The sequence below is a fragment of the Streptomyces sp. NPDC001728 genome (assembly GCF_040297565.1).
Taxonomy (GTDB): domain Bacteria; phylum Actinomycetota; class Actinomycetes; order Streptomycetales; family Streptomycetaceae; genus Streptomyces.
This window is the reverse complement of the sequence record NZ_JBEOZK010000003.1, coordinates 378186-392638: the sequence shown is the minus strand read 5'-3', so window position 1 is coordinate 392638 and position 14453 is coordinate 378186. Positions and strand designations below refer to the sequence as shown.

General features: G+C 70.8%; 12 protein-coding genes. 3 read left to right on the top strand and 9 right to left on the bottom strand.

The features are described from left to right. Positions 1-5: 5 nt before the first annotated feature. From zwf to pgl, 3 genes are read left to right on the top strand one after another with little or no spacing between them, the layout of a single operon-like run. The gene (gene zwf, locus ABT154_RS07190; RefSeq protein ID WP_317873224.1) at positions 6-1538 is read left to right on the top strand and encodes a glucose-6-phosphate dehydrogenase; all 1533 of its coding nucleotides are present in this window, start codon (positions 6-8) and stop codon (positions 1536-1538) included. Next, on the top strand, positions 1535-2578 hold the full coding sequence (gene opcA, locus ABT154_RS07185; RefSeq protein ID WP_351853900.1) for a glucose-6-phosphate dehydrogenase assembly protein OpcA: 1044 nt from the start codon (positions 1535-1537) through the stop codon (positions 2576-2578). Before zwf ends, opcA begins: the two co-directional genes overlap by 4 nt. Further along, the gene (gene pgl / locus ABT154_RS07180; protein ID WP_351853898.1) at positions 2575-3345 is read left to right on the top strand and encodes a 6-phosphogluconolactonase; all 771 of its coding nucleotides are present in this window, start codon (positions 2575-2577) and stop codon (positions 3343-3345) included. The genes opcA and pgl overlap by 4 nt, the downstream gene beginning before the upstream one ends. A 22-nt stretch (positions 3346-3367) precedes the next feature. Here pgl and ABT154_RS07175 read toward each other — a convergent pair whose 3' ends face one another. From ABT154_RS07175 to ABT154_RS07135, 9 genes are all read right to left on the bottom strand, one after another. After that, complete coding sequence (locus ABT154_RS07175; RefSeq protein WP_351853895.1) at positions 3368-4942, bottom strand: PH domain-containing protein; 1575 nt, start codon at positions 4940-4942, stop codon at positions 3368-3370. Then, positions 4939-5439, bottom strand: coding sequence for a PH domain-containing protein (locus ABT154_RS07170; protein WP_351853892.1), 501 nt, complete (start codon positions 5437-5439; stop codon positions 4939-4941). Before ABT154_RS07170 ends, ABT154_RS07175 begins: the two co-directional genes overlap by 4 nt. 4 nt (positions 5440-5443) lie before the next feature. After that, positions 5444-7096, bottom strand: a complete 1653-nt coding sequence (gene pgi, locus ABT154_RS07165) for a glucose-6-phosphate isomerase (protein ID WP_351854251.1) — start codon at positions 7094-7096, stop codon at positions 5444-5446. Positions 7097-7265: 169 nt separating this feature from the next. Then, entirely contained in the window at positions 7266-7601 is a 336-nt protein-coding gene (locus ABT154_RS07160) for an RNA polymerase-binding protein RbpA (protein ID WP_189505794.1), read from the bottom strand. Between the two features lie 77 nt (positions 7602-7678). Continuing rightward, positions 7679-7909, bottom strand: coding sequence for a preprotein translocase subunit SecG (secG, locus tag ABT154_RS07155; protein WP_056561581.1), 231 nt, complete (start codon positions 7907-7909; stop codon positions 7679-7681). Positions 7910-8018: 109 nt separating this feature from the next. Then, entirely contained in the window at positions 8019-8795 is a 777-nt protein-coding gene (gene tpiA / locus ABT154_RS07150) for a triose-phosphate isomerase (RefSeq protein ID WP_351853889.1), read from the bottom strand. A gap of 8 nt (positions 8796-8803) precedes the next feature. Beyond that, entirely contained in the window at positions 8804-10015 is a 1212-nt protein-coding gene (locus ABT154_RS07145; protein WP_351853887.1) for a phosphoglycerate kinase, read from the bottom strand. Positions 10016-10120: 105 nt separating this feature from the next. After that, positions 10121-11131: a type I glyceraldehyde-3-phosphate dehydrogenase gene (gene gap / locus ABT154_RS07140; protein ID WP_351853884.1), complete on the bottom strand. Its 1011-nt coding sequence runs from the start codon at positions 11129-11131 to the stop codon at positions 10121-10123. A 218-nt stretch (positions 11132-11349) separates the two neighbouring features. Beyond that, positions 11350-14301, bottom strand: a complete 2952-nt coding sequence (locus tag ABT154_RS07135; protein WP_351853882.1) for a M14 family metallopeptidase — start codon at positions 14299-14301, stop codon at positions 11350-11352. Between the last annotated feature and the right edge of the window lie 152 nt (positions 14302-14453).

The following is a 14453-nucleotide window of genomic DNA, read 5'->3' as shown; positions in this document are numbered from 1 at the left end:
GCACTTTGAGCGCAGTCCACGGAGCCAACCCGCTCCGTGACGCCGCAGACCGACGGCTCCCGCGCATCGCGGGGCCGTCGGGTCTGGTGATCTTCGGCGTCACGGGCGATTTGTCCCGTAAGAAGCTGATGCCTGCCGTCTACGACCTGGCCAACCGCGGCCTGCTGCCGCCGGGCTTCTCGCTCATCGGCTTCGCCCGGCGCGAGTGGCAGGACGAGGACTTCGCGCAGGAGGTCCACGACGCCGTCGAGCAGCACGCGCGCACCCCGTTCCGCGAGGAGGTGTGGCAGCAGCTGATCCAGGGGATGCGTTTCGTCCAGGGCGACTTCGACGACGACGAGGCCTTCGAGCAGCTCAAGGCCACCATCGAGGAGCTGGACAAGGCACAGGGCACCGGGGGCAACTTCGCCTTCTACCTGTCCGTGCCGCCGAAGTTCTTCCCCAAGGTCGTCCAGCAGCTCAAGAAGCACGGGCTCGCCGACCAGAAGGACGGCTCCTGGCGCCGCGCGGTCATCGAGAAGCCCTTCGGCCACGACCTGGTCTCCGCCAAGGAGCTGAACGAGGTCGTCCACGAGGTCTTTCCGCCCGACGAGGTCTTCCGGATCGACCACTACCTCGGCAAGGAGACCGTCCAGAACATCCTGGCGCTCCGCTTCGCCAACACCCTCTTCGAGCCGATCTGGAACCGGTCGTACGTCGACCACGTGCAGATCACCATGGCCGAGGACATCGGCATCGGTGGCCGCGCCGGCTACTACGACGGTATCGGCGCCGCCCGTGACGTCATCCAGAACCACCTTCTCCAGCTGCTCGCGCTGACCGCGATGGAGGAGCCCGCCTCCTTCGACGCCGACGCGCTCGCCGCCGAGAAGACCAAGGTCCTCGGCGCGGTGAAGCTGCCCAAGGACCTGGGCGAGTCCACGGTCCGCGGCCAGTACGCGGCCGGGTGGCAGGGCGGCGCGAAGGCCGTCGGCTACCTGGAGGAGGACGGCATCGACCCCCAGTCGAAGACCGACACCTACGCGGCCGTGAAGCTGGAGATCGACAACCGCCGCTGGGCGGGCGTCCCCTTCTACCTGCGCACCGGCAAGCGGCTCGGCCGCCGCGTCACCGAGATCGCGGTGGTCTTCCAGCGCGCCCCGCACTCCATCTTCGACCACACCGCGACCGAGGAACTCGGCCGCAACGCCATCGTCATCCGGGTCCAGCCGGACGAGGGCGTGACGATGCGGTTCGGCTCCAAGGTGCCCGGCACCCAGATGGAGATCCGGGACGTGTCGATGGACTTCGCGTACGGCGAGTCCTTCACGGAGTCCAGCCCCGAGGCGTACGAGCGGCTCATCCTCGACGTCCTGCTCGGCGACTCCAACCTCTTCCCGCGCGTCGAGGAGGTCGAGCTGTCCTGGAAGATCCTCGACCCGATCGAGCAGTTCTGGGACAAGCACGGCAAGCCCGCGCAGTACCAGTCCGGGACCTGGGGTCCGGTCGAGGCGGACGAGATGCTCGCACGAGACGGACGGAGCTGGCGCCGGCCATGAAGACCGACCTGACGGACACCACGTCCTCCAAGATCAACAAGGCGCTGGTGCTCGGGCGGCGGGCGATCGGCACCCCGGCCGTCGGCATGGTGCTCACCCTCGTCATCGTCACCGACGAGGAGAACGCCTACGACGCGCTGAAGGCGGCCAACGAGGCGTCCCGCGAGCACCCCTCGCGGACCCTCGTCGTCATCAAGCGGGTCTCGCGCTCCCCGCGGGACCGTTCCCAGGCGCGGCTCGACGCCGAGGTCCGCCTCGGCGCCGACGCCAGCACCGGCGAGACGGTGGTCCTCCGGCTGTACGGCGAGGTCGGCGACCACGCCCAGTCGGTGGTCCTGCCGCTGCTCCTGCCGGACGCGCCGGTCGTCGTCTGGTGGCCGGTGAACGCGCCGAGCGACCCGGCGAAGGACCCGCTGGGCGCGCTCGCCCAGCGCCGGGTCACCGACACGTACGCCGCCGAGCAGCCGATCCACGAGCTGACCGCGCGCGCGGACGCGTACACCCCGGGCGACACGGACCTCGCGTGGACCCGGATCACCCCGTGGCGCTCCATGCTGGCCGCCGCGCTCGACCAGGTCGTGTGCGAGGTGACCTCCGCCGAGGTGGAGGGCGAGGAGTTCAACCCCAGCGTCGAGCTGCTCGCGATGTGGCTCGCGGACCGGCTGAGGATTCCCGTGCGGCGCGCGAAGTCGGCGGGCCCCGGTCTCACCTCCGTACGGATGGAGACCAGCTCCGGCCCGATCGTGCTCGACCGGCCGGACGGCTCGCTCGCGACGCTCTCCATCCAGGGGCAGCCGGACCGTGCCGTGGCGCTCAAGCGCCGCGAGACGGCCGAGCTGATCGCGGAGGAGCTGCGCCGGCTCGACCCGGACGACACCTACGCGACGGCGCTCAGGTTCGGTCTCGAACGACTGGACGAGGAGGCGGCGTTGACCGCTCCCGAGTCCGAGGCGGTCGTCGAGGCGGCCGAGGAGTCGGCCCCCGCGCCCGCCAAGCCCGCCGCGAAGAAGGCCACGGCCAAGAAGGCGGCGGCCAAGTGAGCACCCCTCAGCTGGTCGTCCACCGCGACAAGGAACTGATGGCCGAGGCCGCCGCGGCCCGGCTGATCACGAGGATCGTGGACGCCCAGGCCGTCCGCGGCTCCGCCTCGGTGGTCCTCACCGGCGGCCGCAACGGCAACGGCCTGCTCAAGGCGCTCGGTTCGACGCCCGCCAGGGACGCGATCGACTGGTCGCGGCTCGACCTCTGGTGGGGCGACGAGCGCTACCTGCCCGAGGGAGACCCCGAGCGGAACGTCACCCAGGCCCGGGAGGCGCTGCTCGACCGGGTGCCGCTCGACCCGGCCCGGGTGCACGCCATGCCGGCCTCGGACGGCCCGTACGGCGCCGATGTCGACGCCGCCGCGGCCTCGTACGCTGCGGAGCTGGCCGCCGCCGGGGACGGCGCGGTGCCGGCCTTCGACGTCCTGATGCTGGGCGTCGGCCCGGACACCCATGTGGCCTCGCTCTTCCCGGAGCTGCCCGCTGTCCGCGAGACCGAGCGGACGGTCGTCGGCGTGCGCGGCGCGCCCAAGCCGCCGCCGGTCCGGATCTCGCTGACCCTTCCGGCGATCCGGTCGGCCAAGGAGGTCTGGCTGCTCGCGGCCGGTGAGGACAAGGCGAAGGCCGCGGCCATCGCGCTCTCGGGCGCGGGCGAGGTGCAGGCCCCGGCGGCGGGCGCCTACGGCCGCTCGCGCACGCTGTGGCTGCTCGACGCGGCTGCGGCCTCGGAGCTGCCGCGGAGTCTGTACCCGCCGGCGTCGGCCTGACCCCACGCCCCGGAGGCCCGGTTCACCCCTCGGTGGACCGGGCCTTCCGCACGTATACGGGATCCGGCACGTGCTCCGACACGAGGTCCGGTACGGGTTCCAGGAAGGGCGCCAGAAGGTCCGGTACGGCCTCGGCGGCGAAGCTCAGGCCCTGGCTCCGGCCGGCGTCGAGGATGTCGTACGCCCCCGCCCCTGCCGCCGTGGTGGCGGTGAGCGTGAGGATGTCGGCGCGCCGCTGGAAGTACGACTGCTTGACGGTCCAGCCGATGACCCCGGAGCGCTGGAGGGCGACCGTGGCGCGCCGGACCGTACCCGAACGGGTCACCAGATAGCCGCCGCTGACGCCGTGTCCGAGGCCGCGGTAGGCGTCCAGGGCGAACAGCACGGCGACCGGGGTGCCGAGGAGCGCGCAGCCCGCCGCCACGTACAGCAGGACCGGGGTGAGGAGCAGTCCGAGGAGGACGAGGACCGCGACGGGCCCGAGGACGCTCCACAGCGCCCAACGCACCCTGCGGTCGCGGGCCGCCCGGGGGTGGGCGGCGAGGGGCGCCCCGGTGGGCGGTTCCGGCTCGCGCAGGACCTGGGCGGCGACCCGGTCGGCGAGGTCCCGCTCCACGGGCGGCAGCAGGTTCTTGAGGTCGGCGTGCTTGTCGCCGTCGTCCTGGGCGAGGCCGGTGGCGACGGCGTCGACGCGGGCCGCCCCGAACAGCCGGACGCCGAGCGGCTGGACCAGCTCGACCCCGCGCAGTCGGCGCTCCTCCAGGGAGACCGAGCGGGCGGTGAAGAGACCGCGCGAGACCCGGAGGGTGCCGCCGGGCTCGCGCTCCAGGCGGTAGTTCCACCACATCTCGACCCAGAGGCCGAGGGCTCCGACGGCGCCGACGAGGGTGGCGAGGAGGAGCAGGTCGACGATCGTCCAGGCGAGGGAGACGTCCTCGAAGCGGTCCCCTATCCAGTGGATGACCTTCCCCTGGGCGCCGAACCACTCGCTGACCTGCATGAGGGCGCCGACGGCCGCGCCGCCGAGGGCGGGGGCCAGGAAGGAGACGGGGGCGAAGCGGATCCAGCGCGGGTCGAGGGTGGCGAGGGCGTTGTCGTGGTCCGGTTCCCCGGTGGGTGCGGCGGCGCGGGCGAGCAGCTCGTGCCGGAGCCGCTCGCCCTCGGACCGGGTGACCAGGTCGAGTTCGAGGGTGGACTCGCCGCCGGTGTGCTCGCCGGTGCCGACCCGGACCTTGACGAGGCCGAAGACGCGCTGGAGGGGGTTGGCGCTGAGGTCGGCGCTGCGGACGCGCTCACGGGCGAGGGAGCGGCGCTGGACGACGAGGAGGCCGGTGTGCAGCTCGACCCGCTCGGGTCCGACGCGGTAGCGGGTGCGGCGGTAGCGGACCGTCTCGGCGACGGCGGTGGCGCCGAGGACGAGTGCGAAGCCCGCGGCGACCCAGGCGAAGGCCTGCCACAGCGGGCGGTGCCCGGCCAGACCGAAGGCGACGGGCAGGGCGGCGCCGCCGAGGACCCCGGCGAAGAGGGTGACCCGGACGAGGACGGTACGGGGGTCGAGGCGCAGCCAGTCCTCGGCGGCGCCCGTCCCCTCGCTCATGTGGCGTCCCCGGGGGTCGCCTGGGTGATCAGCGTCAGCCGTTCGGCGAGGCCGGCGGCCAGCTCGTGGTCGAGGCCCTCGATCCGGATGGCGCCCTTGGAGGAGGCGGTGGTCACCGTCACGGTGGCCAGCCGGAACAGCTGTTCCAGCGGCCCCCGCGATGTGTCGACGGTCTGGATCCGTGACATCGGCGCGATCCGCCACTCCTGCCAGAAGGCCCCCGTGCGGACGTAGACGGCGTCCTCGGTGATCTCCCAGCGGTGTACGCGCAACCACCAGGCGGGGAGGAACGCGGTGCAGCCGAGGCCGACGGCCGCGACGACTCCGGCCGACAGGAGCAGCCAGAACCTGGCCGGCCCGATCAGGGCGCCGAGGACGGCGAGGACCAGCACCGGTACGGCGCTGGCCGCCAGGAGCCGGCTGCGCCACCAGGTGACGGCCCGCTCGTCCACGGCGTTCCTGGGCGGCCGCAGCCGCACCGCGTTCTCCCCCGTCATGTGTCTACCGTCCGCGCAGCGAGCGGTAGGCGGCAACCAGTCCGGCGGTGGAGCTGTCGAGCTGCTCCCCGCCCTCTCCCCCGGTCAGCACCGGCTCGATCCGCTTGGCGAGGACCTTGCCGAGTTCGACGCCCCACTGGTCGAAGGAGTCGATGTTCCAGACGGCGCCCTGGACGAAGACCTTGTGTTCGTACAGGGCGATCAGCTGGCCGAGGACGGACGGGGTGAGCGCGTCGGCGAGGACGGTGGTGGTGGGATGGTTGCCCTGGAAGGTCTTGTGCGGGACCAGTTCCTCGGGGACGCCCTCGGCCCGTACCTCGTCGGCGGTCTTGCCGAAGGCCAGCGCCTGGGTCTGGGCGAAGAAGTTGGCCATGAGCAGGTCGTGCTGGCCGACCAGACCGGGCAGCAGGTCGTCGACGGGCCGGGCGAAGCCGATGAAGTCGGCGGGGATGACCTTGGTGCCCTGGTGGATCAACTGGTAGTACGCGTGCTGCCCGTTGGTGCCCGGGGTGCCCCAGACGACGGGTCCGGTCTGCCAGTCGACCGGGTTGCCCTGGCGGTCCACCGACTTGCCGTTGGACTCCATGTCCAGCTGCTGGAGGTAGGCGGTGAACTTGGACAGGTAGTGGGAGTACGGCAGCACCGCGTGCGACTGGGCGTCGAAGAAGGCGCCGTACCAGACACCGAGGAGGCCGAGCAGCAGCGGCGCGTTCTCCTCGGGCGGGGCGGTGCGGAAGTGCTCGTCGACGAGGTGGAAGCCGTCGAGCATCTCGCGGAAGCGCTCCGGTCCGATGGCGATCATCAGGGAGAGGCCGATGGCGGAGTCGTAGGAGTAGCGGCCACCGACCCAGTCCCAGAACTCGAACATGTTCGCGGTGTCGATGCCGAACTCCTCGACCTTCTCGGCGTTGGTCGAGAGGGCGACGAAGTGCTTGGCCACGGCGTCCTGGTCGGCCCGGAGGCCGGTGAGGAGCCAGTCGCGCGCGGAGGTGGCGTTGGTGATCGTCTCGATGGTGGTGAAGGTCTTCGAGGCGACGATGAACAGCGTCTCGGCGGGGTCGAGGTCACGGACGGCCTCGTGGAGGTCGGCGCCGTCGACGTTGGAGACGAAACGGAACGTCAGATCCCGCTGGGTGAAGGAGCGCAGGACCTCGTAGGCCATGGCGGGGCCGAGGTCGGAGCCGCCGATGCCGATGTTGACGACGTTCCGGATCGGGCGGCCGGTGTGGCCGGTCCACTCGCCGGAGCGGACCCCGTCGGCGAAGACGCCCATCCTGTCGAGGACGGCGTGCACGCCGGGGACGACGTTCTCCCCGTCGACCTCGATCACGGCGTCCCGGGGGGCGCGCAGCGCGGTGTGGAGGACCGCGCGGTCCTCGGTGGTGTTGATCTTCTCGCCGCGGAACATCGCGTCGCGCAGCTCGGCGACGCCGGTGACGGCGGCCAGTTCGCGCAGCAGGGTCAGCGTCTCGTCGGTGACGAGCTGCTTGGAGTAGTCCAGGTAGAGGTCGCCGACGCGCAGGGCGTACGACGTGCCCCGCTCCGGGTCGGCGGCGAACAGTTCGCGCAGCCGGGTGTCGCCCAGCTGCTCACGGTGCTTGCCGAGGGCCGCCCACTCGGGCAGCCGGTTGAGCCTGGTGCGGCCTTGGTTGTTCATCTCGGACATCGCCCATTTCTTCTCGTCCTGCTTGTCTGCCCCGCTGCACCCCCAAACCTAATTGATCAGAGGGACGGGCGACGTGAAGGCGAGGGCGAACGGCGAACGGGCCCCGCCCGCGAACCGAGTTCGCGGGCGGGGCCCGTTCGTCACACCGTCACACCATGTTTCAGATCTCGCCGCGCAGCTTGGCGAGCGCCTCGGCGAGGATCGCCTCGCCGTCCGCGTCGCTGCGTCGCTCACGCACATAGGCGAGGTGGGTCTTGTACGGCTCCGTGCGCGGCGGGTCCGGCGGGTTGTCCCGGTCCTGACCTGCCGGGAAGCCGCAGCGCGGGCAGTCCCAGGTCTCCGGGACCGCCGCGTCGCTGGCGAAGCTCGGCTGCGTCTCGTGCCCGTTCGAGCACCAGAAGGAGATGCGGGCGCGCGGCGCCGATTCGCCCCGCTCGGCCTCGCCCATCGGCCCCGCTCCGACCCGGCTTCCCCGGATCGCGTTGCCACTTGCCACGGTCGTAACTCCCTGCGTGATGGTGCTCGAAGATGCCCCAGTCTACGTAAGGCCCAACGCGCGTCCAGTGTTCGGAGTTACCCGTCCAACTTCATCAGCAGACCAAGTACCACAATGCAGGCGAACCAGAGCAGACCGATCACGACGGTGATCCGGTCCAGGTTGCGCTCGGCGACCGAGGAGCCACCCACGGAGGACTGCATACCGCCACCGAACATGTCGGAGAGGCCGCCACCCTTCCCCTTGTGCATCAGCACGAGCAGCATCAGCAGCGCGCTGAAGACGATCAGGGCGATCGAGAACCCCATAACCACGGCTGGACCAACTTCCTCGGACTTATACGGACGGGGGCCGGGCACCTGCCCGACCCCCGCAAGGGTACGACGGATTCTATGGCTCGGCTCCGCTACCGCATACTCACTGGTCGCGGAAGCGGGCGATCTTGACGAACTCGTCGGCGTCCAGCGCCGCGCCGCCCACCAGGGCGCCGTCGACGTCCGGCTGTGCCATGATCGCGGCGACGTTCCCGGACTTGACCGAGCCGCCGTACTGGATGCGGACCTTGTCGGCCAGCTCCTGCGAGTACAGCTCCGCGAGTCGGCCGCGGATCGCACCGCAGACCTCCTGCGCGTCCTCCGGGGTCGCGACCTCGCCGGTGCCGATGGCCCACACCGGCTCGTAGGCGATCACGATCGACTCGGCCTGCTCGGCCGGGACGTCCTTGAGGCCGCCGTCGAGCTGGGCGAGGGTGTACTCGACCTGCTGGCCGGCCTTGCGGATGTCGAGGCCCTCGCCGACGCAGAGGATCGGGGTCACGCCGTGCTTGAAGGCGGCCTTCACCTTGGCGTTGCAGACCTCGTCGTTCTCGGCGTGGTACTGGCGGCGCTCGGAGTGGCCGACGGCCACGTAGGCACACTTCAGCTTGGACAGCATCAGGCCCGAGATCTCGCCGGTGTAGGCACCGGAGTCGTGCGCCGAGATGTCCTGGGCACCGTACTTGATCTTGAGCTTGTCGCCGTCGATCAGGGTCTGGACGGACCGCAGGTCGGTGAAGGGGACCAGGACCGCGACCTCACAGGCGTCGTGGTCCTTGTCGGTCAGGGCGAAGGCGAGCTTCTGGACGTGGGCGATGGCCTCGAGGTGGTTGAGGTTCATCTTCCAGTTGCCCGCCATCAGCGGGGTACGGGTACTCATGGAAAGGATCAGTCCTCCAGTGCGGCGAGGCCGGGAAGCGTCTTGCCCTCGAGGTATTCGAGGGAGGCGCCGCCGCCGGTCGAAATGTGGCCGAATGCCTTCTCGTCGAAGCCCAGGATGCGCACGGCGGCGGCGGAGTCGCCACCACCGACCACGGTGAAGGCCGGGGAGTCGACGAGCGCCTGGGCGACGGCCCGGGTGCCCTCGGCGTAGTCGGGGTGCTCGAAGACGCCCATCGGACCGTTCCAGAAGACGGTGGCCGCGTCGGCGAGCTTCGAGGCGTAGAGCTTACGGGTCTCGGGACCGATGTCCAGACCCATCCGGCCGGCCGGCATCGCGTCCCAGGCAACGGTCTCCGGGTGGGCCGGGGCCTTGGTCCTCATGTCCGGGAACTCGGCCGAGACCAGGACGTCGACGGGGAGCACGAACTCCACGCCGCGCTCCTTCGCACGCGCCAGGTACTCCTGGACCACCGGGATCTGGTCCTCCTGGAGCAGCGAGGTGCCGACCTCGTGGCCCAGGGCCTTGAGGAAGGTGAAGACCATGCCGCCGCCGACGAGGATGCGGTCGGCCTTCTCCAGGAGGTGGTCGATCACGCCGAGCTTGTCGGAGACCTTGGAGCCGCCGAGCACGACCGCGTACGGTCGCTGGACGTCCTCCGTGAGCTTCTTCAGAACGCCGACCTCGGTGGCGATGAGGTGGCCGGCGGCGTGCGGGAGGCGCGCCGGCAGGTCGAAGACCGAGGCGTGCTTGCGGTGCACGGCGCCGAAGCCGTCGCCGACGTACAGGTCGGCGAGGGCCGCGAGCTGATCGGCGAAGGCGCCGCGCTCGGCGTCGTCCTTCGAGGTCTCGCCGGCGTTGAAGCGGAGGTTCTCGATGACGGCCACCTGGCCGTCGCCGAGCCCGGCGACCGCGGCGGTGGCGGACTCGCCGACCGTGTCGGTCGCGAAGGCCACCTCGGCGCCGAGCAGTTCACCGAGGCGCGCGGCGGCCGGGGCGAGCGAGAACGTCGGGTCCGGGGCACCCTTGGGGCGGCCCAGGTGCGAGGCGACCACGACACGGGCACCCGCGTCGGCGAGCGCCTTGACCGTGGGGACGACGGCGCGGATGCGGCCGTCGTCGGTGATGGTGGTGCCGTCGAGCGGCACGTTGAGGTCGGCGCGGACGAACACGCGCTTTCCTTCGACGCCCTCGTGGAGAAGCTCGTCGATCGTCTTCATCTGTTAACAGACTCCTTGGTACGCGGTGGAGCACACAAACAGGGCTCGCACAGCGCGGCGTTGCGCTGCCCGAGCCCTGCTCACATCGAAAGCCCGCCCTGAAGTTTAGAGCTGGCCGCCGACGAAGACGGTGAGGTCGACGAGTCGGTTGGAGTAGCCCCACTCGTTGTCGTACCAGCCGAGGATCTTCACCGTCCTGCCGTCCTGGACCATGGTCAGGGAGGCGTCGAAGGTGCAGGAGGCCGGGTCGCTGACGATGTCCGAGGACACGATCGGGTCCTCGGTGTAGAACAGGAAGCCCTTGAGGTCGCCGTCGTCGGCGGCCTTCTTGAACGCGGCGTTGACCTCGTCCTTGGTGACCTCGCGGTCGAGGGTCACGACCAGGTCGGTCGCGGAGCCGGTCGGGACCGGGACGCGCATGGCGATGCCGTCCAGCTTGCCCTTGAGCTGCGGGAGGACCAGGGCGGTGGCCTTCGCGGCACCCGTCGTGGTCGGGATGATGTTCTCCGCGGCGGCGCGGGCGCGGCGCAGGTCCTTGTGCGGGAAGTCCAGGATGCGCTGGTCGTTGGTGTACGCGTGGACCGTGGTCATCAGGCCCTTGACGATGCCGAAGTTCTCGTCGAGAACCTTGGCCATCGGCGCGACACAGTTGGTGGTGCACGACGCGTTCGAGATGATGTCGTGCCGCGCCGGCTCGTACTTGTCCTGGTTGACACCCATGACGATGGTGATGTCCTCGTCGGTGGCCGGAGCCGAGATGAGGACCTTCTTGGCGCCGCCGGCGAGGTGCTTCGCGGCGTCGGCCTTCTTGGTGAAGAGGCCGGTCGACTCGATGACGATGTCGACGCCCAGCTCGCCCCAGGGGATGTCGGCCGGGTCGCGCTCGGAGAGCACCTTGATGGTGTGGCCGTCGACGGTGATGGTGTCGGCGGTGTGGGTGACCTCTGCCTTGAGGCGGCCCAGGATGGTGTCGTACTTCAGAAGGTGGGCCGTGGTCGCGGTGTCGCCCAGGTCGTTGACAGCCACGATCTCGATGTCCGCACCCTGCTCAAGGAGCGCACGGAAGTAGTTCCGGCCGATGCGGCCAAAGCCGTTGATGCCTACGCGGATCGTCACGAACCGATCTCCTCGTCAGGTACGCCGGTGTGCTCGACGCCGGCGAGATTTTTGTTTTCTGGGATGTCCCCGACCGCTTACGACCCTACCCCCCCGGGCGTGCGGGAGTGACATCGAGCGCATCCGTACGTGCCCGGAAAGTGAGGAAGAACGGCCGACGGCCCGCACCTACCAACAGGTACGGGCCGTCGTGGGACCTTTGTCCCCACTACTCTCCGTCAGCGTCGGAGCACCCCGAGGGCGCGTCCGACGAGCCGTGCGCGCTCGGCCGCGCCGGGCACGTGCTCCAGGCCGTAGCCGAGGAGGACGGTGTCCCGGGTGACGACCGCGGCCTGCGAGTGGAAGAGCGCGGCGGAGCGCGTCCAGTCGGAGCCGTTGCCGGGGCTGCCGGCGGGCGCGCCCGGGACGGTCCAGGCGCCGAGGGCGGTCTCGAAGCCCTCCTTCTCGGTGGTGGTCCCGGTGACGAGGCGGGTGTCGTCGACGAAGGCGCCCATCTCGCCCGTACCGGGGTCGGAGATGTACGAGACGGAGAGCTCGACCTGCTTGCCGGCCCAGGCGCTCAGGTCGACGGAGGCCTGCCGCCAGCCGTTGGAGGGGCCGGTGAAGGCGTTCCAGGCGCCGGTGGTGCCGGTGGCGGCGCAGCCGTCCTCGCCGACGGTGAGGTAGTGGGCGAGGAAGGGGTGGCCCTGGACGTAGTAGCCCTCGCCGCAGTCGGCGGGCGGCTCGGTGGAGGTGCCGCCGTTGGTGTCGGGCAGCGTCGTCCAGTCGTCCTGGCCGACGGTGTGGGCCTCGACGACGAGGTTGTCGTAGCCGGGCTCGGTGTCGTAGCTGACCTGGAAGTCCAGCCGGGGTCCGGCCGCCGCCGCGACGCCGGTGAGGTCGACGGTCCTGCTGAGCCGGGCCCAGGTGTCGTCGGCGTGCTTGACGGCCATGAAGCTCGCGCCCTCGGCGGGCTCGAAGGGGGTGCGGATGCCCGGGTAGTCACCGGCGGACGCGCTGCTGGCGAACTGCGGGAAGTCCTTCGGCTTGAGGGTGTCCGAGGTGACGGTGTACGCGCCCGCGTTGTCGAGCGGGTTGTCGGCGGCGGAACCGAGGGTGGCTCCGACGCCCGCGAAGGCGCCGCCGCCCGCGAAGGCGGGCGGGTTCTTGAGTCCGGCGCGGTGGTAGGCGCCGAGGTAGTACTGGGCGAAGTCGTTGGACTCGGCGAGGCCGATCCGGGTGAGTCCGCCGGACTTCTCGCCGGCGTTGATCAGCTTCCCGCCCTCGTTGAGGAAGGCGCGGACGGCGAGCTGGGTGGTCCCGGAGGGCCTCTCGGCGCCGGTGTACCAGACGACGGTACGGAAGTGGGAGAGGACGCCGAGGGCGTCGGGGGCGCCCTGGGTGGCGACGTCCCAGACGGCGGCCCTGCGGCCGTTGTCGGCGAGCGCCTTCACGTACTCGGCGGTGTGCTCGGCGGCGGTGGTGCCGCCCTCGTCGGCGAGGACGAGGACGTCGCCGCGGGGGCGCTCGGCCACCTTGTAGGTGAAGGGGGCGGAGGCGGTGGCCCGGCCCTCGCGGGTGCGGGCGGCGAACCAGACCTCGACGGAGTCGCCGGGATCGGCGCCCTCGACCTCGGCGCGGTACTCGTCGAAGTAGAGGTTGTCCTCGCCGCCGTAGGTCTCGCCGCCCTTCCACGCGTCGAGCTGCTCGCTGTGGGTGCGACCGCCGTTGATCCGGTACTTCAGGGTCTTGCCGCGCAGCGACTTGCGCGCGGTGACGGCGACCTCCTGGTCCTCGCCGCGGGCGTAGGAGGCGGTGAAGGACTTCGGGGTGAAGTCGGGGGCGTCGATGCCGACCGGGGAGACCGGCCGGTCCGGGTGGGCGGCGGTCTCGGCGACGGCGAGCGCGAAGGGGATGTTCTTGGCGAACTCGGCCTGGATCAGCTTCTCGTCGTCCGGGAAGGTGAAGACGGAGGCGCAGTCGGCCGGGTTCCAGGCGTCGTTCGGGTCGATCCGGGAGGCGGTGGCGCAGGTCGACATCTCCGGGGTGAACATCTGCATCCCGTTGACGTTGGCGGCGTGTCCGTCCGCCTCGCCGTTGGTGATGTACAGCTCGGAGGAGACCTGGGGCCGGTAGCCGGGGACGGCCGATTTCTGCGGGGTGCCGGCGAGGGCCTTGAGGGCCACGTCGTCGGGGGTGTCCGTGGCGATCTGCCAGCCCACGCCGTACAGCAGGAGCTGGGCGGCCGAGTGGTAGTTGATGCCGTACGTGAAGCCGATGCGCTTCTGGAAGGCGTCGAGGGCCTTGGTCTCGGGCTCCGACATGGGGCCCTTGCCGCGGAAGGTCTCGTCGGCCGGGTCGGGTGACGAGCCCTCGTTGTCGTAACCCCACTTGTAGGCGAAGTTGCGGTTGAGGTCGACGCCGTCGGCGGCCGTGAAGCGGCCGTCGCCGTCGTTGTCGCGGAGGTTCTTGCGCCACTGCCGGTTGGCGGGGTCGGCGTGCGTGTAGTCGTAGCCGTCCGGGTTGGCGGAGAGCACGAACCACAGCTCGGTGGAGTCGACGATCCGGGTGATCCGCTCGTCCTTGCCGTAGCCGTCGAGGTAGTGGTGAAGCAGCCGCCGGGTCATCTCGGGGGTGATCCACTCGCGCGCGTGCTGGTTGGACATGTAGAGCGTGGCGGGCTTCGAGCCGTCCTTGGCGCGCTGGGCGCCCTTGCTCACCTTGAGGGCGAGGATGTCCTGGCCCTTGAGGGTCTTGCCGATGGAGACGACCTTGGTGAGGCCGGGGTTGGCCCGCGCGGTGTCCAGGATCTCCTGCTTGAGGCCGTTCGGGCCTCCGTACGGGCGGAACACGCCGTCGCCCGCGGCGGCGACCCGCTTCTCGGCCTGGGCGGACAGGTTGTGCTCGGCGAGCTCGACGCCCTTGCCGCGCAGCCGCCCGGCCTGCCGGCCGGTGAGGAAGAGCTCGACCGTCGCGGAGCCCTTCGCGGGCACCTGCTCGGTCAGTTCATGGGCGTCTGCACCGGCTTCGAGGAGCAGCGGTACCTGCTCCGCGGTGACCTCGGCACGCCATACGGAGAGGGCGTCACCGCCGTCCCGGTCGTTCGGCTGCGCCCCGGCGACGGGTGCCGCCGCCACTCCCGCGATCAGCAGTGAAGCCGCGGCGAGGACCGATCTCGCTCTGCGTCTCATGAGCCCCCCTTGCTGTTGTCTGCCCCGAAGGTGAACAGACGCCAGGCTCATGGGTGCCCAGGGGACTGTCAAGGGTGCCTGTCGGCGCGTCGCGGCAGCCGGGAAACGGAACTGCCGGTACCTCGGAAAGGCACCGGCAGTTCACAGTTGAC

Bases quoted from the DNA above. Each gene is read 5' to 3' on its own strand.
- pgi (WP_351854251.1), bottom strand. From the start codon at position 7,096: ATGAACAACCAAGGCCGCACCAGGCTCAACCGGCTGCCCGAGTGGGCG.
- ABT154_RS07175 (WP_351853895.1), bottom strand. From the start codon at position 4,942: ATGAGCGAGGGGACGGGCGCCGCCGAGGACTGGCTGCGCCTCGACCCC.
- secG (WP_056561581.1), bottom strand. From the start codon at position 7,909: ATGGGGTTCTCGATCGCCCTGATCGTCTTCAGCGCGCTGCTGATGCTG.
- tpiA (WP_351853889.1), bottom strand. From the start codon at position 8,795: ATGAGTACCCGTACCCCGCTGATGGCGGGCAACTGGAAGATGAACCTC.
- opcA (WP_351853900.1), top strand. From the start codon at position 1,535: ATGAAGACCGACCTGACGGACACCACGTCCTCCAAGATCAACAAGGCG.
- ABT154_RS07145 (WP_351853887.1), bottom strand. From the start codon at position 10,015: ATGAAGACGATCGACGAGCTTCTCCACGAGGGCGTCGAAGGAAAGCGC.
- ABT154_RS07135 (WP_351853882.1), bottom strand. From the start codon at position 14,301: ATGAGACGCAGAGCGAGATCGGTCCTCGCCGCGGCTTCACTGCTGATC.
- ABT154_RS07170 (WP_351853892.1), bottom strand. From the start codon at position 5,439: ATGACGGGGGAGAACGCGGTGCGGCTGCGGCCGCCCAGGAACGCCGTG.